The following is an 18,089-nucleotide window of genomic DNA, read 5'->3' on the forward strand; positions in this document are numbered from 1 at the left end:
GAGCCGGCCACTACTTGCGCGCTCCGCGCCAGTTCATGCCCCAGCCGTACGCCTCGTCGACCTTGTCCTGTGCCCCGCGGATGTAGCGCACCTCGCGGTTGAGAACCAGCTCGCCACCACGGTTCTCGAACAAGGCGATCGCGCACGAGAGCGCCGACTGATCCGCCTCGTCGAGCCGGACCTCGATCTCCGGGCCGTTGGCCGGGAACAGGGTGACGACGCCGTTGGCGCCGGCCCAGTTCGGGGTGCCCTCGTAGATGTAGGCGAAGATCAGGATCCGGCGGATCCGGTCGGTCGCGGAGAGGTCGATGTACATGTTCTCGCCGCCGGAACCCGACCGGTCGTCGCCGTCGAGATAGATGATCGGCTGTCCGTCACGGGGCGCCCGGAACGAGTTGCCCAGTGCCTGCACGATGCCCTTGCTCCCGTCGGTGAACTCCCACAGGCAGGCGAGGTCGAGGTCGATACCCTGCGCCTTGCGGAAGAGCCCGCCGCCCTTGGAGTTCGACGTCCAGCTCAGATTGACGCGCACCTGACCGGAGGTCGCACCCTGCTTGCTCAGCGAGATGCTCGGCGCCGACTTCGTGAGGGTGATCTTCGACAGCGAGACCGGCGGCGCGGGCGGCTGCTGACCGTAGCCCGCGGGGGTGGGCGGCTGCTGGCCGTAACCCGCGGGAGCGGCCGGGGGCTGGGCGGGCGGCTGCGGCGGCTGGGCCTTCGGACGCTTCGTGTAGTCGATCCCCATCTCGGTTCCTCATCTCGTCGTGGTGACATCGTCGTCGGGTGCGGTGATCGGACGGCGAAAACACACTCGCCGCAGGTGTTGGCGCCCAGCGTAGTGGACCAACGTCAACGGCCGGTGTCCGTTGCCGGGGCGTGAGCCCGCGCGGACGGGCCGAAACTCGATGCGACGTCGAGCCGCCCCTGCGGATTCCGGCGGCAGCTGGCAACGGCGACATGGCACGGACGTGGGACGTTCGCGGGGATCGGAAAGCCGTCGTCGATCTGGTACCGGGTGTTGGTGATCTTCGACGCGACCGCCGCCGGGTCGGCGGGGTGTTCCGGAGCGGCATCCGCCCGAATGACCACCATCGCTTCGGTGACACCGGCCGGCCACTCGAAGCGCACGGTGTCGGCGTCGACGCGGACCGCGGTGATCGGCGGCTGATCGTCGGGATGGGGGATCGCCGGCGGCTGCGGCGCTGTGGTCGCCGAGGCGGGGGCGGCCGGCGCGGGGGCGGCGTCGGAGCGGGCGGGGGCGGACTGGTTTCCGGCCAGCACGGCGGTGACCTCGTACACCGGCGGCACCGGGTCGGGCCGACTGCCGTCGGAGAGTTCGGTCCCCGCGGTGCGGCCGAGCGTCCGGGTCGACCCGTCGAACCCGATGCGCACGACGCGGTAGGTCACCGATCCCGTCGCGGACGGATCCCAGGAGACGGTGATCGCACCACCTTCGGCGACGAACCGGACGTTGCGCGCCGGCTCCACGGTCAGCACCGTCGCCGCCGAGTTGAGGCCTTCGTGATCGGAGATCCGACGTCGCATCTCGGCAGCGGCGGTGAGGCTCGCCGGGTTGCTCGCGGATGCCGACCGCGCGATCTCGCCCGCCTGGGCGACGATGTCCCGCGACGCCTCGAGGCGGGCCTGGAGCGACCCGCCCGAGTCGGGAAGACGGTCGATGTCCCGGGCCCGCCGGAACACGTCCTCCAGCAGTTCGAGCGCCGCGACGTGGCGCATCTCGTCCGCGAGGTCCCGGGCCCGGCGGGAGTCCGCCACCGCCTGCGCGATGACCCGTTCGACCTCGTCGGCGACCGCCGCGATCTGCCGGAGCGCCGCGGCATCGTCGCCGGCTCCGGCACGCGCATCGGCGATGGCCGCACGCGCCCGGACGGGCAGGCCGTCGCGCAGGGCAGCGCGGGCGGCGCGGAGATCGTTCTCCCACAGCCGCTTTGGCGGGGGGACCTCGACAGGCTCGGCCGGCGGCGGGGGTGGCTCGGCCGGCGGCGGGGGTGGCTCGGCCGACGGCGGGGGTGACTCGGCCGACGGCGGGGGGCCGGCCGGTGGGCTCACGGCTGCTCCGAATTCGGCGGCGAGTCCGGCGATCACGGTGCGCGCATCGCGTGTGCCGAGTCCGCGGGTGCGGGCCTCGTCGAGCAGGAACTCGTGGTCCTGCGCGCCCAGTTCGTCCTCGACCAGGACCGCGGCCCGGACCCGTGGCCGGAGATGGTCGGTCACGGCATCGACGACCGATTGCCGATACTCCCGTGCCAGAACGGGATCGGAGAGCAGGACGTCGTGTACGTGGACCAGCAGTTCGTCCAGGACCGCGCGGAAGCGGCCGGCGGCGAGTTCACGGGCTCGTTCGTTGAGCGCGGCGGCCCGCGTCTCGATGAGACCGCGATCGGCGGCGGCGTCGGTGTCGAGGTGCAGCAGGGTCAGGAGCGTCGGGGTGGGGTCGCCATCGTGGAGTCGGTCGAACTCGGCGAGCAGGTCGACGATCTGGCCGCGTTGCTGCGCCGACAACGACACCCGCGGCGGCGCGGGTTCGGAGGACGCGGGCGGGGCATCGTCGACGATGCGGTGACGCCGCAGTCGGGTGGCGATCTCGGCGGGGTCGAGGCCGCCCATGGCGCCGATCTCGTCGAGCCCGGCGCGCTTGGATCTCGGGATCCCGCCGTAGCGTTCGTTGAGCCGCGCGATCGCGTTGTCGAGGAGTTCGAATCGCTGCTGATCGCGCAGTTCGCGTCGGGTGCTCACCGCACGGGCCTCGGCGATCCGTCCGGTCTTGTGCCGCAACGGCGCCGACCGCTCGTCGTGCTCGGCAACCAACCGGGCCACCAGGATGCGGTACTTCGGGTGGTCGCGTTGCTTCTGCCAGAAGGCCCACACCTCGTCGAGGCGGGCGGCCACCGCGGCGTCGTCGAGCCGCTCGGCCTCCTCGATCGGGAGGTCATACAGTTCGAACGAATCCGATTCGCTCGGTCCTCCGCGTTTCTCGACCGCGGCGAGCACACGTTTGCGATAGTCGTTGCCGACGAACGGTTCCATCAGGTCTCTCCCCTCCGGCGGAGGCGGTCAGTGGTCGCGGCGCCGGGAGCGGTGGACCTGGTCGAGTTCTCGCTCGACCTGCGATTTCGACAACGATGCACCGGTTTTGGCCGACAGCGTGAGCGGGATCTGGGCATCGACGTGGAATGCCGTGACATGCAGGACGCCGTCGAAGGCCATCTCGAAGGTCACCGACACCTCGCTGCCCTCGTCGTATCCGGGCGGGATGTCGGTGATCGCACCCTCGATGAGGACCTTGGCGTCCTCCGGTCGCGGGGAAGCCGACTGTCCCTGCTGTTCCAGTACGACCAATTCGATGCGGGACTGGTCGCGTCGCATGGTCCCGAACGACCGGCGCACCCGAATGGGGAGCGTCGAATTCCGCTGGACCAGCCAGCTGGCCTCGAGCTCACCGTTGTGGCCGTTGACCGCCAGCACCCCGAAACCGCGGGAGACCACCGTGTCCACGACGACCTCGAGCATGCGGCGGACACTGCTGACGGGCAGCGCGAACGCGTGGGCGACCCGGGTGCAGGACTCGTCGAGGTCGGCCGGTGCGACGCCGTCGAGACCGCGGTCCTCGCGCAGGCGCCCGCGGGTGGTGAGGTCGGCGCGGACGAGTCGTTCGATCTCCAGCTTCTCGCCGTAGATCGCTGCCCCGCGGGCGACAGCGAGGTCGGGGTCGTTCAGTTCCGGTGTCGTGCCCAGTGCGGCGGCGAGTTCCCGCGCGACCATCGGCATCCGCGACGAACCGCCGACCAGCAGGACACGGTCGACGGCTGACACGCCTCGGCGTTCGGCGGCGGCCAGGCATGACCGGGTGAGTTCGACGGTCCGGGCCAGCAGCGGACGGGTGAGTTCCTCGAGTTCGGCCCGGGTGAGCGTGATGACCGACCGGGCGCCGTCGTGGCCGACGATGACCGAGGTCGAATCCGACTCGGTCAGTTCGTGTTTGGCGCGCTCCGCGGCGAGGATGAGCGACTGCGAGCCGGCCGAGTCGTCGAGCGGGTCCTCTGCGTCGGGGTGCTCGGCGCAGAACGCGCGCGAGAGATGCAGCGCCAACCGCTCATCCCAGTCGGCACCGCCGAGCTGGTGATCGCCGTCGACGGCGAGCACGGTGATCCGGCGGTCGGCGAGTTCGATGACCGTCGCATCGAAGGTCCCGCCGCCGAGGTCGTAGACCAGGACCGTCTCGTCGGGTGTGCCCTTGGCCAGGGGGTCGGTCAGGCGGCTGAAGCCGTAGGACAGAGCGGCGGCGATCGGCTCGGACAGGACCCCCGCGACCTCGAGGCCGGCATAGGTGCCGGCCTGGATCGTCGCGCGCCGCTCCTCGTCGCCGAAGTAGGCGGGCACCGTGATCACGGCCCGCTCGACCTGCTCGCCGGCGAACGCGGCGTCGGAGATCAGCGACTTGAGGATGAGTGCCGAGATCGCCGGCGCCGACCACGTCTGGCCGTGCGCGACGAAACGCCACTGGGCATCGCCCATCCGCCGCTTCACCAGGCTGCAGACGTTCTCCGGGTCGAGCCTGGCCTGCCGGCGGGCCCCTTCGCCGACGACGTGATCCGTCGGCGACGTCAGCAACACCGTCGACGGGGTGGTCGGTGCGCCGGTCAGTCCGACGATCACCTCCGGGCGGCCGTCGGCGTCGATCTTCGCCATCGCCGAGTTGGTGGTTCCGAGGTCGATCCCGATTACGCCCACGATCGGGGATGCTAGCAGCGCAGACGGTCTCGCCGGTCCCGGACGATCGGCCTGTGGAGTTGATTACGCTGGCGGAATGACGTCTCCGGAGGGCTCTGCGCCCGGGCGAACCGACGGGCTCGCGGAGCTGGGCGAGCAGGTGTCCGACCTCGCCCTCATGGTTGCGCGGCAGACCAGGACGATCGAGCGGCTGGTCGACGCCGCCAGATCCCCGGCCGCCGCGGCCGGCGTGGACACCGCCCTGCTGGTCGACCTCTTCGCGCTTCACACCGACGCGGCGACGTGCGCGGTCTCGGCGTCGGAAGCCGACCGGCCGGCGTTCGAGCTGCTGCGCGCCGGACTGGAACGCCTCATCGTCGGCCGCGGGGGAGCGGTCGTCGCACCCGCGCCCGGAGCCGACTTCGATGCCCGCACCATGGAAGCGGTCGATGTGCATCCGACCGACGACACCTCCGCGGACCGCACCGTCGCCGAGCTGCTCCGTCCCGGGCTGGTCGTCGGCGAGCGCTCGGTCCGGCCGGCGGCAGTGGTGGTCTTCCGGAGCGGTCAGTCCTCGGGAGACAGCGTCCGCCAGAGGAACTCGTAGGCCAGGGCCGATTTGAACGCGGCCTGCTTGTTGTCCGCCGCGCCGCCGTGGCCGCCCTCGATGTTCTCGTAGTACTGCACGTCGTGACCGGTTTCCTCCAGGCGGGCAACGAGTTTGCGCGCGTGACCGGGGTGGACGCGATCGTCTCGGGTCGACGTCGTGACCAGGATGGGCGGGTAGGTCGCGTCCGCATCGACGTTCTGATAGGGCGAGAACGGCTTCATGAACTCCCACTGTTCGGGGTCGTCGGGGTCGCCGTACTCGGCCATCCACGACGCCCCGGCCAGCAGGAGGTGGTAGCGCTTCATGTCGATGAGCGGGACCTGGCAGACCAGAGCGCCGAACAGCTCGGGATAGCGCGTCAGCATCACTCCCATGAGCAACCCGCCGTTGGAACCGCCCTGGGCGCCCAGCTGTGACGCAGTGGTGAGTCCGGTGTCGACGAGGGCACGCGCGACGGCGGCGAAATCCTCGTACACCTTGTGCCGTCCCGCTTTCTGCGCCTGGGTGTGCCACGACGGGCCGTATTCGCCGCCGCCCCGGATGTTGGCGATGACGTAGATCCCGCCGCGCTCGATCCAGCTCTGCCCGGCGATCGCGAGATAGCTCGGGGTGAGGGCATTCTCGAATCCGCCGTAGCCGTAGAGCAGCGTCGGTCCCTGGGACACGTCGCGCCGACGCACCACGAAGTACGGCACCTGCGTGCCGTCGTCGGACGTCGCGAAGTGCTGCTCGGCGGTCACCGCGTCGGAGTCGAAGAACGCGGGGCTGTGTTTGATGACCTCCGGATCCCGGCCGCTCTGGCCGTGGAGCAGACTCGGCGGATCGGTGAACGACGTCGCCGACCAGAACACCTCGTCGCTCTCGTCGGGATCGGTGTCGAGGACCGACACCGTGGCGAGGTCGGGCAGACCCGGCATGTCCACGGCCTGCCAGGTGCCGAGTTCGAGTACCTCGACCCGGGTGTGCACGTCGTGCAGCTTCACGATGATGAGATGCGAACGCGTGTAGGCGTAGTCGACGAGGCTCGTGTGCGCATCGGGCGCGAAGAGCACGGTCGCGTCGCGGTCGCCCGCCCGGTAGGCCTCGTAGTCGAAGGCCAGCAGGGTGCCCGGTGCGTGCGCGGTGCCGTCGATCTCCCACTCCGATCGCGTGAGCACCAGCAGCCAGTTCATCCGGACCCCGGCGTGCGCGTCGGTGGGCACGTCGAGCAACTCGGGGCGGCCGTCGCGCAGTTCGTAGTCGAGTGAGTTGAAGAAGTCGGTGGCGCGACCGACGAAGTGGCGTTCGAATCCCGGTGTGCTGTCGTAGCTCGCCCGCGCCGACACGTCCCCGGTCTCGCCCGCGAAGACCGTCACGGCCTCCGACAGCGGGGTGCCACGCGTCCAGCGCTTGACGATGCGTGGGTAACCGGAATCGGTCAGCGAGCTCAGCCCGTCCGGTTGCACGCCGAAATCCGTTCCGACATATACGGTGTCACGATCGATCCACCCGACGTCGGATTTGTTCTCCGCCAGCTCGAAGCCGTCGGCGACCCAGGTGCGCGACGGGATGTCGAACTCACGGACCACGGAGGCGTCGGCGCCGCCGCGCGAGAGGGAGATCAGCGCGCGCTCGTACTCGGGGCGCAGTACGGAGGCGCCGGCCCACACCCAGTTCTCGTCCTCGGCGCGTGCGAGTTCGTCGACGTCGATGAGGACATCCCAGTCGGGGGTGTCGGTCACATAGGAGTCGTACGTCGTACGACGCCAGAGGCCACGCGGGTTGGTCGCGTCGCGCCAGAAGTTGTACAGGTACTCCCCGCGGCGACGCGCGTAGGGGATGCGGTCGTCGGTGTCCAGGGCGGCAAGCGTTGCGGCCTCCAACTCGCGGAAGCGTTCCGACGACGTCAACGCCGCCACCGTGGGCTCGTTGTGCGCGCGCACCCAGGACAGCGCGTCGTCGCCGGTGACGTCCTCCAGCCACAGGTACGGGTCGGTGTCGGACGTGGGGGCGTCGTAGCCGTGCTCGGTCATGGCGTCCAAACTACGCGGGCGGCCGTCGCGACCGTGCTCCGCGCAGGAGCGCTCACGGTGTCGGCGCCGGCAAAACGCCCACTACAGGTTGTCCGCGCGGGGTATCGTGACGCAGCGACGTCGAGGAGACCCCCATGGCCACTGCCCATTCCGTTCCCGCCCGCTGTCCCGGCCATGAACCCCCACGGACGACGCGATGGGCCCGCCTCTCGATGGCCACCTGTTCCGTCGTCGCCGTTGTTGCGCTCGTCGCGGCTTGCGACAGCGGGTCGTCGGGCACCGGGGCGCCACCGTCCGCATCGGAGTCTCTGGAGAACCCGAATGCCGTCGCCGCCGAACCGCTGCCGGCCGATGCGGTCGACAAGGCGGTCGGGCAACTCGACGACCTGGTCAACTCGATGATGGAGTCGACCAAGATCCCGGGTGTGGCCGTGGCGGTCGTGTCCGGTGGGGAGACCAAGTACGCCAAGGGGTTCGGCGTCAAGGACATCACGACCGGTGAGGCCGTCGACCCGAACACCGTCTTCCAGCTGGCGTCGGTGTCGAAGTCGGTGGGATCGACGGTGGTCGCGGCCGCCGTCACCGACAAGACGGTGACGTGGGAGATGCCGATCGTGGAATCGCTGCCGTGGTTCGCGCTCGCCGAACCGTACGTCACGCGCACCGTGACCGTCGGCGACATGTACTCGCACCGATCCGGTCTGCCGGACCACGCGGGCGACAAACTGGAGGACATGGGGTACTCGCAGCAGGAGATCATGCAGCGCATGCGCTTCATGCCGCTCGACCCGTTCCGGATCAGCTACGCCTACACCAACTTCGGGGTGACGACCGGTGGCGAGGCGGTGGCGGTGAAGGCCGGGACGGACTGGGCGACGCTCTCGCAGGACCTCATCTACGGTCCGCTGGGCATGACCAGCACCAGCTCCCGCTACGTCGACTTCGAGCGCCGGGCCGACCGCGCGGTGGGGCACATCAAGGAAGACGACAAGTGGGTCAAGACCCCGATCCCGCGCGATCCCGATGCGCAGTCACCCGCCGGCGGTGTGAGCTCGAACGTCAACGACATGGCGACGTGGCTGAAGATGGTGCTGGCGCAGGGCAAGCACAACGGCCAGGAGGTCGTGGCCCCCGACGCGCTGCTCCCGGCCCTCTCACCGCAGATCGTGTCGAGCCCGCCCCAGACGCCGGACAACCGCGCCGGATCGTACGGCTACGGCTTCAACGTCGGGGTGACCGAGGACGCCCGGACGCAGTTCAACCATGCCGGCGCGTTCGCGTCGGGCGCCGGCACGGTGTTCTCGATCCTGCCGTCGGCCGACACCGCCATCGTCGTCCTGTCCAACGCCGCGCCCCTCGGTGCGGTGGACTCGATCGCCGCCGAGTTCATGGACCTCGTGCAGTTCGGCGAGATCCGCAACGACTGGCGCGACCTCTACGCCAAGGCGTATGCGCCTCTGAGCGTGCCGAGCGGCGAACTCGTCGGAAAGGAACCGCCGTCGAATCCCGCACCGTCGCAACCACTGCCGTCGTATGTGGGTACCTACGCCAACGCGGTGTACGGACCGGCGGAGCTCGTCGAACGCGACGGGAAGCTCGTCCTGGAGATGGGGCCGGGCGGCGTCCGCAAGCACGAACTCACTCACTGGGACGGCAACACGTTCACGTTCGATCTGCTCAACGAGAACGCCGAACCGGGCTCGATCTCGCAGGTCACGTTCGACGGCCCGCGTATGACGATCGAGTACTACGACGACGAGGAGAGCAACGGCGAGTTCATCCGGCGCTGACGGTCAGCGGCCCGTCCGGCCGTCGACGCCCTCGCGGATGATGTCGAGATGGCCGGCGTGACGGGCGGTCTCCTCGATCATGTGGGTCAACGCCCACCGCATCGACGGGGAGGAGCGACGTCCGCTCGCCCTGGGCGCCGCCTCGGCGAGATCGGTGTAGGCGTCGATGACCTCGCCGGCCTCGGACACCGCGCGGCGGTACGCCGCCTGCACCGATGCCACGGTCTCGTCGTCGGGGCAGGTGAACGTCGCCTGCCAGTCGTCCGCGTCCTCGCCCAGGAAGAAGAACCGTTCGACGAACGTCAGGTGGCGGACCACCCCCAGCAGGCTGGTGCCCGACGGCACCGCGGCCGCACGGGCGTCGACCTCGGAGACGCCGTCGAGTTTGGCCACCGCGGAGGCGCGCAGATAGTCGAGGAAACCGACCAGCACCTCCTTCTCCGAACCGCCGGTCGCCGGTGGCGGGGTGTCCTTGCGACGGCGGGGAGGCATGGCCCCCACCCTACTGCTGTGCGGCCACCGGGTCGGGGACCTCGCCGGTCCGGACCGGGCATCGGGTGTGGGAGTAGATCGTCGGCATGCAGAGATTGCAGTGGACGCATTTCGACGTCGTCGACGGGTCGGCGGCGAGGCGCAGAGGTAGGTCGGGTTCACGCAGGAGCGCGCGCCCCATCGCCATGAAATCGAAGCCCTCGGCGAGCGCGAGATCCATCGAGGCGCGATCGGTGACGCCGCCCAGGAGGATGAGCGGCAGATCGACGGCCTTACGGAGTTCGCGCGCGAGAGGCAGCAGATAGGCGTCGTGATAGCGGTAGTGCTTCAGGAAGACCGGTGCGAAGGCCTTCAGTCCGTACTTCATGGCACCGGAGAACGCATCGGCGAACTCCTTACGGGGTGCCTCGCCGTGAAAGAGGTACATCGGGTTGAGCAGTGAACTCCCCGCGGTGGGTTCGATGGCGTCGAGGTGGCCGTCGGATTCCAGTAGCTGTGCCACCTCGCATGCCTCGTCGACGTTGAAGCCACTCAGCCTCGCCCGGCCCCGGGCCCGCGCCGCGGGCGAGCGCTCGAGGTCGACCCGGCCGACGCCGTCGAAGAGGTTGAGCTTCACCCAGATCGCAGCCTCGTCCCCGACCTCGTCGCGCACGCTCTCGACCACCTCACGGGCGAGGCGGGCGCGGTTGACGAGGCTCCCGCCGTAGGCGTCACGACGCCGGTTCAGCAGCGGGGACAGGAAGCTGGAGATGAGATAGTTGTGGCCGCAGTGGATCTCGAGTCCGTCGAAGCCGGAGTCCACCGCAAGCCGTGCGGCCCGGCGGAACGTGGTCCGCAGGTCGGCGATGTCGTCGACGCTGATCGCACGGGTCACCGACATTCCCATCGGCGCGGGTATCCGTGACGGTCCCAGGGAGGCGGCCCGGTTCGACGCCGAGTTCGCGACCGCGCCCGCGTGCCCCAGTTGGGCCGCCGCAAGTGCGCCCTCGGCGTGGACTGCGTCGGTGAGTCTGCGCAATCCGGGAACCGCCTCGGGGCGCATCCAGATCTGGTGGCGGTCGGTGCGGCCCTCAGGTGAGATCGCGCAGTAGGCGACCGTGCTCATGGCCACCCCGCCGGCGGCGACCTCGCGATGGAACTCGATGAGTTCGTCGGTCACCAGGGCGTCGGGCGTCATCCCCTCGAAGGTGGCGCATTTGATCAGGCGGTTCCGCAGGTGCAGCGGTCCCAGCCGGGCGGGGCTGAACGGTCCGGTGGTGGGGCTGTCCACAACGGGTCCTCTCACTCGTGTCTCACGTGGCGGGTGCGGTCAGTCCGGCGGTGACGAAGCCGGCCAGGGCCGTCACGGCGGCGGGGCTCGAGGTCTCGGTGCCCCCGAACCGCAGGAGGATCAACTGGAAGGCGAGTGCCCAGCGTCGGCGCGCCTCGCTCGCCGTCAGGCCGGGGACGGCCTCGGCGAGCATGTCGGCGAACGGATCGAGATCGAACCAGCGCGACGTCCAGCTCGCGGTGGGATGGGCGAACACAAACCGTGCGAGCAGCTGTAGGTGCAGATGTCCGGTTGGGTCGGACTGCAGGTCGACGAAGGGGGCCACCACAACGTCGACGACATGCGCGATCGGCGTACCGGCCGGGTCGAGGGAGGCCAGCGGGTCGGCCCACAGCGGACCCAGGCGAGACTCCAGCAGCGCGATGGTGAGGTCGTCCTTGGTGCCGAAGTGATAGTGCACCGCCGCCGGGTTCGCCTCGGCGGCCGCGCAGATCGCCCGGACGGACACCTTGTCGTATCCCTCGGCGAGGAAGAGACGTTCGGCGACGGCCAGCAGGGCGTCGCGGGTGGGCAGCGACGTCGAATCGCGGCGCTCACCGCGTCCGGCGCGCGTGGTCTGAGTCACACGTCGAGGAAAGCACAGTTCAGTCGATGTTTCAATCAATGATTGAATGCGCAGGTTGCTACCGGCGAGTAGTGGGACACTCTGCGGCGACGGTCGGGCGCGACGTAGGCTGGCAGTCGTGGCTGAACACTTTCAAACAGTTGTATTGGGTGCAGGTCCAGGTGGGTACGTAGCCGCGATCCGGTCGGCTCAACTGGGCATGAAAACCGCCGTCATCGAGGAGAAGTACTGGGGCGGTGTGTGTCTGAACGTCGGATGTATCCCGTCCAAGGCCCTGTTGCGCAATGCGGAGCTCGCACACATCTTCAACCATCAGGCCAAGACCTTCGGCATGAGTGGTGAGGTGTCCTTCGACTTCGGCGCGGCATTCGACCGCAGCCGCAAGGTCTCGGACGGCATCGTCAAGGGCGTCCACTACCTGATGAAGAAGAACAAGATCACCGAGATCGACGGTTACGGCGTGTTCACCGACGCCAAGACCATCAAGGTGGGCGACCGGGAGATCACGTTCGACAACGTCATCATCGACACCGGGTCGACCGTCAAGCTGCTCCCCGGCGTCGAACTGTCGGAGAACGTGGTCACCTACGAAGAGCAGATCCTGACCCGTGAGCTGCCCGAGTCCATCGTCATCGTCGGTGCGGGCGCCATCGGCATGGAGTTCGGTTACGTCATGGCCAACTACGGCGTCGACGTCACGATCGTCGAGTTCCTCGATCGCGTGCTCCCCAACGAGGACGCCGACTCCTCGAAGGCCCTCGCCAAGGAGTACAAGAAGCTCGGCATCAAGTTGCTGACCTCCACCCGGGTCCAGAAGGTCACCGACAACGGCGACAGCGTCACCGTCGCCTACACCGACGCCAAGGACAAAGAGGGTGAGCTCACCGTCGACAAGGTTCTCATGTCCGTCGGATTCGCCCCGCGTGTCGAGGGCTTCGGCCTCGACAAGACCGGTGTCGAACTCACCGATCGCGGCGCCATCGCCATCGACGACTACATGCGCACCAACGTCGACGGCATCTACGCCATCGGCGACGTCACCGCCAAACTGCAGCTCGCGCACGTCGCCGAGGCCCAGGGCGTGGTGGCCGCCGAGACCATCGCCGGCGTCGAGACCATGACCCTCGGTGATTACCGGTTCATGCCGCGTGCCACCTTCTGTCAGCCGCAGGTCGCATCGTTCGGCCTCACCGAGGCGCAGGCCAAGGACGAGGGCTACAACGTCAAAGCGACCACGTTCCCGTTCTCGGCCAACGGCAAGGCCCAGGGGCTCGGCGAGACCGCGGGCTTCGCCAAGCTCGTCACCAATGCCGACACCGACGAGCTGCTCGGCGGACACCTGGTGGGCGACAACGTCTCCGAGATGCTCCCGGAGATGACGCTGGCCCACAAGTGGGATCTCACGGCCAAGGAGCTGGCGCGGAACGTGCACACGCACCCGACCATGTCGGAAGCACTGCAGGAGACGTTCCACGGCGCTCTCGGGCACATGATCAACCTGTAGTCGTGACCCTTCGTGGCTCGCTTCGCTCGCACCTCAGGGGGCGGGATGCCGAATCGCTTCGCTCGCACCTCAGGGGGCGGGATGCCGAATCGCTTCGCTCGCACCTCAGGGGGCGGGACATCTTTGCTCCCTGAGGTGCGAGGAGCGCAAGCGACGAGCCACGAAGGGTCCACGCACTACCCTCGGAACGGTGAGTGCCGCCGAACGTGTCCGCAAGTGGACACCCCCGTGGCCGCTGGACATCCGGGCGACAGTCGGCCTGCACCGGCGCGGTGCGGGCGACCCCGCCTTCGTCTACGGCCGCGACGGGTCGGTGTGGCGGGCGGCCCACACACCCGACGGGCCGGGCACGCTGACCGTACGGTCCGACGGCACGACGATCACCGGGCGCGCGTGGGGGACCGGTGCCGAGTGGCTTCTCGAGCAGATGCCCGACTTCCTGGGTGCCCGGGATGATCCGGACGCTCTCATCCCACGTGACCCGGTCGTCCGCGAGCTCGTCCGCCGCACCGAAGGCCTGCGTCTGGGACGTACCGATCGCGTGTGGGAGGCGCTGGTCCCGGCCATCCTGGAGCAGAAGGTCGTCGGGGCCGAGGCCTTCCGGGCGTGGCGATATCTGGTGCGCCGCTACGGTTCTCCCGCCCCTGGGCCCGTACCGGAGACGATGCGGGTGCCGCCCCCGAAGCAGGACTGGGCCCGAATACCGAGCTGGGAATGGCACCGCAGCGGGATCGAACCCGTCCGGATGCGAACCATCCGGGGTGCGACGGCGCTCGACGTCGAGCGTCATACCGCCAAGCTCACCGTGCTGCGCGGCGTCGGGACCTGGACCGAGGCCGAGACACTGTCACGCGCACTCGGCGACCCGGATGTGGTCAACGTCGGCGACTATCACATCCCGAAACTGGTCGGCCTGACCCTCATCGGTGAGGCGGTCGACGATGCGGGGATGCTCGAGCTGCTCGAACCCTATGCGGGACAGCGTCAGCGAATCATCCGAATGGTCTCGCGGGGCGGCGTTCGGCCCGAGCGGCGCGGACCGCGGATGACCATCCGCGACTACCGGTCCTTGTGACGCGCATGGCTGTTGCGGCGCAACCCAGCGTGAACATCACCACCGAGACGGCACCGCAGAACACGAGGCCGCCGGTCGGCCCCCATGGTGGTACGAAAGCCAGTTCTTGTCCGGTGCCGTATGTTCCGTTGAGGAACGGCATGTAGCTCTGCAGGGTGTACCCGTTCGGGATGAGACTGATCGCGTTCTCGACGACATAGGCCCAACCGAGCAGCACGACGACGGTGCCGGCCGGGTGACCGATGAGGCCGGCGAGTCCGAGTCCGATCCCGACGGCGAACACGGCGAAGGTCGGCACGGTCAGGAGAAACCGCACACCCTCGGCAGACGTCAGCTCGACGCCGCCGTACACCGTCGGGAAGAGCGCGGGCAACGCAGCCATCACGATCGCGACGAGGATGCCGCAACACAGCGCGGCACCGAGGCCGTAGGTGAGCCAGCGGCCGACGGCAACGGTCCATCGCCGCGGGAACAGGTGCCGCGAGAGTTCGCCGAGCGGACCACGTTCCGCGGTGGCGTGCGCGAAAGCGGCGACGACCGCCCAGATCATCACCGTGAAGGTGATCACCCAGTAGACCGAGTTCGTGGTACCGACCGACGTGACCTGGATGCTGCCGGAGATCGACGCGAAGCGTTCGGCGACGGTGGCGACACCGAAGGTGATCGCGAGCGGCAGCAGCACCGCGCCCGGGATGAGCCCGAACCACAGCACGCTGCGGGCGCCCCCGACCCGGGTGAGTTCGGCGATGGCCGCGCGGCGGACCTGGCCCGCGGCCGCCGACATTCGATTCACGGGATCACCTCCGTCGCGGCCGGACGTGTCACCGTCGCCAGGTAGGCCTCCTCGAGGTCGGCATGGCCGTCGACGAAGTCGGTGAGCGAGGCATCGGCCACGACGTGTCCGGCATCGAGTACCAGGATGCGGTCGGCGGTGCGGGCCACCTCGTCGAGATGATGCGAAGCGATCAGCAGACTCCTCCCGTCGTCCGCAAGGTTGCGGAGAAATGTTCTCAGCCAGCGGATTCCGTCGATGTCCAGACCGTTTCCCGGTTCGTCGAGCACCAGCGTGCCCGCGTCACCCAGAAGTGCCGCGGCGATGCCGAGCCGCTGTCGCATGCCGAGCGAGTAGTCGACGACTCGTCGGTGCTCGACGCCGGACAACCCGACCATGTCGAGCACGTCTGCGACACGGCCCGTCGGTATCCCGCCGGCCCGGGCCAGCCAGGTGAGGTGGCGCCGGGCGGTGTGCCCGGGGTGGGCACCGTCGGTGCCCAGGTGCATCCCGATGGACGTCGCGGGAGTCGTCAGCTCGCCGAACCGTCTGCCGTCGACGAGGATTCGTCCGGACGTCGTCGGAATTGTTCCGCACGCCGCGCGCAGCAGGGTCGTCTTTCCGGTGCCGTTGCGGCCGAGGAGGTAGACGAGTTCTCCGTCTTCGATACGGGTGGACACGTCGGTCAAGACGGCCTGTCCGCCCAATCGGACGGACAGGCCGTGGATCTCGAGCACGTCGGCTACTGGTTGCAGTAGATGTTCAGTCCGACGGTCTTCACGCCCTGGCACAACGAACTCGCGGCGAGCTTCCAATTGCCGTCGAGCTTCTTGAACTCGATGGTCATGCGGATGGTCGGTCGGCCGGCAGAACCGCTGTTGAGGGTGGCGGTGACGCTGTTGCCCTTCTGTACCAGCGGCCCGGTGACGTCGTTCCAGCCGCGCGGTGCGCGGAACAGTCCCAGGGAGTAGACCGTCTTGGGCACGATCACCGCGTTCATGCCGCCTTCGACGTTGGCGGCCTTGGCCTGATCCGATGCCGGCGTCTCGACCAGGAACTCGACGATGTCGTTGAGGTCTGCGAGGGTCGGATGCTCGGCGGTCACCCTGAAGTCCGGCGGGAACGTCTTGGCGGATGCGCCACCCGCGGCCGCGACGAGTCCGACGACGGCGACGAATGCCGCGAGCGCAGCGATGGTCATCCTCCGGATGTGGGTCATGAGGTGGTCTCCTGTTTCGGCGAGTTCGTACGGCGAAGATCTCCAACGCCTTTGGAGTAACCTAATCCTCTAAATGTGTTTAGGCAAGCCTCACCTTTGGGAGGATCGGGCGGTGGCGGACGGCAGAGTCGGTCCGCGATGCAGGGGTGCGAGCCGCAGCATGATCTCGCAGTCTCCGCCCGTCGGGTCGGGGGAGACCACGACCGCGTACTGCGAGCTGAGCGCGGGGGAACTCGACGCGAGAGCCTGTTCGATGACCCCACGGGCGACCCCGCGCGCCACCTCGGGATGGCTCGCCGCGATGTCCTTGAGCGGGCAGGAGCAGAGTCGCAGTTCATGGGTCCCGAACGCACTCATCACACCGGACACCCGGAACCCGAGCTGTTCGAGCGTGTCCGACGCCACGGTCACGGGATCGGGGAGGTCGGTCCGGGGTTCGGTCGGCGCGTGCTCGTCCGCCCATAGCCGACCGGCTTCGGCACCTGCGTGTTCCCGGGCCGCGGTGGTACTCCCGAGCCGTCCCAGCAGGTGGGTCAGGAGTGATCCGGTGGGCGCCTGCGGGATCGCCTGGTAGCCGACCCGGGGGCGCCCCACCCCGGACGAGGGCAGGGCTGTTGTCTCCGCCCTGCCCTCGTCGACGAGCTTGGTGAGATGGAACCGCGCGGTGGTGACGTGGAGTCCGAGGGTCGAGGCGACCTCTCCCGCGGTCAGCGGCGTCCCCGACTCCGCCAGCAGGTCGGTCACCTTGTCCCGCTGCTTGGTTGTCATGGGCGACGGCTCCTCTCGGTGTCGAGGTGGAGAGCGCGCGTCAGTCCGCGGGCTTCTCCAGCACCACCAGTGTGACCACTGCGTCGGTGCGGGCGACGAGCGCGTGCCCGACATCGGGTTCGATGTGGACGGCCCTGCCCGGTGTGATGAGCGTCGTCTCGTCGCCGATGGACACGTCGACCTCGCCGTCCTGGCCGATCACCAGGATCGGGCGGCCGGTGCGATGGTCGGGCATCGATTGGCCGGCGTGGAAGGAGAGACGCACGACGTTGGCCCCGGTGGTTCGGGCCAGCACCGCGACGTCGGGCCGATCTCCGGTGGAGCCGGTGTTCACCGCGAGGTCGTCGACGAGTGTCCAGTCGCTCATGCGACGTCGGCGGGCTTGGTCGCGATGACCTCGATGGCCGCCAGGTTCGACTTGTACCGGGTGAACGTCGAGCGCATGGCCAGGACTCGCTTGCGGGCGTCGCGGTCGCGAATGACGTTGCCGACGAAGCGCAGTGCACGGCCGAGACCCTCGTCGGCGATGACGCGACGGGGCTCGAGCAGTGCCATCTTGGCGAATCGCACCGTCGTGACCTCGAAGCCGGCAGAGGTGAGCAGATCACGCCACTCGGCTTCGGTCAGCGGCCGCGCGTTGACCTTGATGGACCGGGCCAGAGATTTGCGGATCTCGGTCTTGTCCTCGTCGGGGAGGGTGTCCGGGTTGAGCGCGAGTTCGTGGATCGCGTAGCGACCGCCCGGGCGCAGCACACGGAACGCTTCGGCGACGATCTTCGCCTTGGCCCGGTCGGACTGCATCGTCAGCATGGCCTCGCCCACGGCGACATCGGTGCTCGCATCGGCGAGGCCGGTGGCCGACGCGTCGCCCGGGACCACTCGACCGCGGCTGCCGACCACCTTCTCGGTCAAGGCCACCGCGTCGGGGTCGTCGTCGACGCCGACATAGCTGCGCGGAGATCGCTCGAGTATCGACGTCGCGGTCTTGCCCAGTCCCGGTGCGATCTCGAGGACGTCGGCTCCGGAGATGGCCGCGTCGTCGAGGAGGCTCTCGGTCAGCTCGCGTCCGCCGGGCCGCAGCACCCGCTTGCCCAACCGCGCCAGTAGCCAGTGGCCCGGCATGTCCTCGGTCTTGCGCTGGGCGAAGGGCATGGCCTCGCCGGTGTCATTGCTCATCATCAGCCTCCTATTTCAAGGAGTGACTGTACTCTTAATCCGTCG

The 18,089-nt window shown here is 68.8% G+C and carries 17 protein-coding genes; 4 read left to right on the top strand and 13 right to left on the bottom strand.

Annotated elements, in window-relative coordinates; genetic code table 11:
• Positions 1-10: 10 nt before the first annotated feature.
• The 3 genes from LEL84_RS18200 to LEL84_RS18210 all read right to left on the bottom strand — a co-directional run bounded on the left by LEL84_RS18200 (position 11) and on the right by LEL84_RS18210 (position 4,752).
• Positions 11-745, bottom strand: coding sequence for a TerD family protein (locus LEL84_RS18200; RefSeq protein WP_078111705.1), 735 nt, complete (start codon positions 743-745; stop codon positions 11-13).
• A 104-nt stretch (positions 746-849) separates the two neighbouring features.
• Positions 850-3,048: an Ig-like domain repeat protein gene (locus LEL84_RS18205; protein ID WP_226512382.1), complete on the bottom strand. Its 2,199-nt coding sequence runs from the start codon at positions 3,046-3,048 to the stop codon at positions 850-852.
• A 27-nt stretch (positions 3,049-3,075) separates the two neighbouring features.
• On the bottom strand, positions 3,076-4,752 hold the full coding sequence (locus LEL84_RS18210; RefSeq protein ID WP_226512383.1) for an Hsp70 family protein: 1,677 nt from the start codon (positions 4,750-4,752) through the stop codon (positions 3,076-3,078).
• 76 nt (positions 4,753-4,828) lie between these two features.
• On the opposite strand from LEL84_RS18210, the gene grpE reads away from it, so the two are divergent.
• A complete protein-coding gene (grpE, locus tag LEL84_RS18215) occupies positions 4,829-5,338 on the top strand; it encodes a nucleotide exchange factor GrpE (RefSeq protein WP_226512384.1) in 510 nt (169 codons plus the stop codon).
• Here grpE and LEL84_RS18220 read toward each other — a convergent pair.
• Positions 5,299-7,353, bottom strand: coding sequence for a prolyl oligopeptidase family serine peptidase (locus tag LEL84_RS18220; RefSeq protein ID WP_226512385.1), 2,055 nt, complete (start codon positions 7,351-7,353; stop codon positions 5,299-5,301). The two genes, grpE and LEL84_RS18220, sit on opposite strands and share 40 nt — an antisense overlap.
• Before the next feature lie 212 nt (positions 7,354-7,565).
• Here LEL84_RS18220 and LEL84_RS18225 point away from each other — a divergent pair, with 212 nt between their 5' ends.
• Complete coding sequence (locus tag LEL84_RS18225) at positions 7,566-9,143, top strand: serine hydrolase (RefSeq protein ID WP_226514350.1); 1,578 nt, start codon at positions 7,566-7,568, stop codon at positions 9,141-9,143.
• Between the two features lie 3 nt (positions 9,144-9,146).
• Here LEL84_RS18225 and LEL84_RS18230 read toward each other — a convergent pair whose 3' ends face one another.
• From LEL84_RS18230 to LEL84_RS18240, 3 genes are read right to left on the bottom strand one after another with little or no spacing between them, the layout of a single operon-like run.
• Complete coding sequence (locus LEL84_RS18230) at positions 9,147-9,635, bottom strand: DinB family protein (RefSeq protein ID WP_058251289.1); 489 nt, start codon at positions 9,633-9,635, stop codon at positions 9,147-9,149.
• 10 nt (positions 9,636-9,645) lie between these two features.
• Complete coding sequence (locus LEL84_RS18235) at positions 9,646-10,905, bottom strand: NADH:flavin oxidoreductase (protein WP_226512386.1); 1,260 nt, start codon at positions 10,903-10,905, stop codon at positions 9,646-9,648.
• 22 nt (positions 10,906-10,927) lie between these two features.
• Positions 10,928-11,530 carry a TetR/AcrR family transcriptional regulator gene (locus tag LEL84_RS18240; RefSeq protein ID WP_058251287.1) on the bottom strand — a complete coding sequence of 201 codons (603 nt, stop codon included), beginning with the start codon at positions 11,528-11,530 and terminating at the stop codon, positions 10,928-10,930.
• A gap of 118 nt (positions 11,531-11,648) precedes the next feature.
• Here LEL84_RS18240 and lpdA point away from each other — a divergent pair, with 118 nt between their 5' ends.
• On the top strand, positions 11,649-13,034 hold the full coding sequence (gene lpdA / locus LEL84_RS18245; protein WP_159370036.1) for a dihydrolipoyl dehydrogenase: 1,386 nt from the start codon (positions 11,649-11,651) through the stop codon (positions 13,032-13,034).
• Positions 13,035-13,224: 190 nt separating this feature from the next.
• Positions 13,225-14,109, top strand: a complete 885-nt coding sequence (locus tag LEL84_RS18250) for a DNA-3-methyladenine glycosylase family protein (protein ID WP_226512387.1) — start codon at positions 13,225-13,227, stop codon at positions 14,107-14,109.
• Here LEL84_RS18250 and LEL84_RS18255 read toward each other — a convergent pair.
• The 6 genes from LEL84_RS18255 to LEL84_RS18280 all read right to left on the bottom strand — a co-directional run bounded on the left by LEL84_RS18255 (position 14,027) and on the right by LEL84_RS18280 (position 18,044).
• Entirely contained in the window at positions 14,027-14,893 is an 867-nt protein-coding gene (locus LEL84_RS18255) for an ABC transporter permease (protein WP_226514351.1), read from the bottom strand. The two genes, LEL84_RS18250 and LEL84_RS18255, sit on opposite strands and share 83 nt — an antisense overlap.
• Positions 14,894-14,898: 5 nt before the next feature.
• Positions 14,899-15,618 carry an ABC transporter ATP-binding protein gene (locus LEL84_RS18260; RefSeq protein WP_226512388.1) on the bottom strand — a complete coding sequence of 240 codons (720 nt, stop codon included), beginning with the start codon at positions 15,616-15,618 and terminating at the stop codon, positions 14,899-14,901.
• A gap of 5 nt (positions 15,619-15,623) precedes the next feature.
• Positions 15,624-16,100, bottom strand: coding sequence for a hypothetical protein (locus LEL84_RS18265; RefSeq protein WP_226512389.1), 477 nt, complete (start codon positions 16,098-16,100; stop codon positions 15,624-15,626).
• Positions 16,101-16,190: 90 nt separating this feature from the next.
• Positions 16,191-16,868 (bottom strand): helix-turn-helix transcriptional regulator, encoded by a 678-nt coding sequence (locus tag LEL84_RS18270; protein WP_226512390.1) that lies wholly within the window; start codon positions 16,866-16,868, stop codon positions 16,191-16,193.
• Positions 16,869-16,908: 40 nt separating this feature from the next.
• The gene (locus tag LEL84_RS18275; RefSeq protein WP_226512391.1) at positions 16,909-17,235 is read right to left on the bottom strand and encodes a cupin domain-containing protein; all 327 of its coding nucleotides are present in this window, start codon (positions 17,233-17,235) and stop codon (positions 16,909-16,911) included.
• The gene (locus LEL84_RS18280; RefSeq protein WP_226512392.1) at positions 17,232-18,044 is read right to left on the bottom strand and encodes a class I SAM-dependent methyltransferase; all 813 of its coding nucleotides are present in this window, start codon (positions 18,042-18,044) and stop codon (positions 17,232-17,234) included. The genes LEL84_RS18275 and LEL84_RS18280 overlap by 4 nt, the downstream gene beginning before the upstream one ends.
• Between the last annotated feature and the right edge of the window lie 45 nt (positions 18,045-18,089).

Source organism: Gordonia sp. WA4-43 (assembly GCF_020520305.1).
In the GTDB taxonomy this organism is placed as follows: Bacteria; Actinomycetota; Actinomycetes; order Mycobacteriales; family Mycobacteriaceae; genus Gordonia; species Gordonia hongkongensis.

Bases quoted from the DNA above. Each gene is read 5' to 3' on its own strand.
- LEL84_RS18200 (WP_078111705.1), bottom strand. From the start codon at position 745: ATGGGGATCGACTACACGAAGCGTCCGAAGGCCCAGCCGCCGCAGCCG.
- LEL84_RS18205 (WP_226512382.1), bottom strand. From the start codon at position 3,048: ATGGAACCGTTCGTCGGCAACGACTATCGCAAACGTGTGCTCGCCGCG.
- grpE (WP_226512384.1), top strand. From the start codon at position 4,829: ATGACGTCTCCGGAGGGCTCTGCGCCCGGGCGAACCGACGGGCTCGCG.
- LEL84_RS18220 (WP_226512385.1), bottom strand. From the start codon at position 7,353: ATGACCGAGCACGGCTACGACGCCCCCACGTCCGACACCGACCCGTAC.
- LEL84_RS18225 (WP_226514350.1), top strand. From the start codon at position 7,566: ATGGCCACCTGTTCCGTCGTCGCCGTTGTTGCGCTCGTCGCGGCTTGC.
- LEL84_RS18230 (WP_058251289.1), bottom strand. From the start codon at position 9,635: ATGCCTCCCCGCCGTCGCAAGGACACCCCGCCACCGGCGACCGGCGGT.
- LEL84_RS18255 (WP_226514351.1), bottom strand. From the start codon at position 14,893: ATGTCGGCGGCCGCGGGCCAGGTCCGCCGCGCGGCCATCGCCGAACTC.
- LEL84_RS18265 (WP_226512389.1), bottom strand. From the start codon at position 16,100: ATGACCCACATCCGGAGGATGACCATCGCTGCGCTCGCGGCATTCGTC.
- LEL84_RS18270 (WP_226512390.1), bottom strand. From the start codon at position 16,868: ATGACAACCAAGCAGCGGGACAAGGTGACCGACCTGCTGGCGGAGTCG.
- LEL84_RS18275 (WP_226512391.1), bottom strand. From the start codon at position 17,235: ATGAGCGACTGGACACTCGTCGACGACCTCGCGGTGAACACCGGCTCC.
- LEL84_RS18280 (WP_226512392.1), bottom strand. From the start codon at position 18,044: ATGAGCAATGACACCGGCGAGGCCATGCCCTTCGCCCAGCGCAAGACC.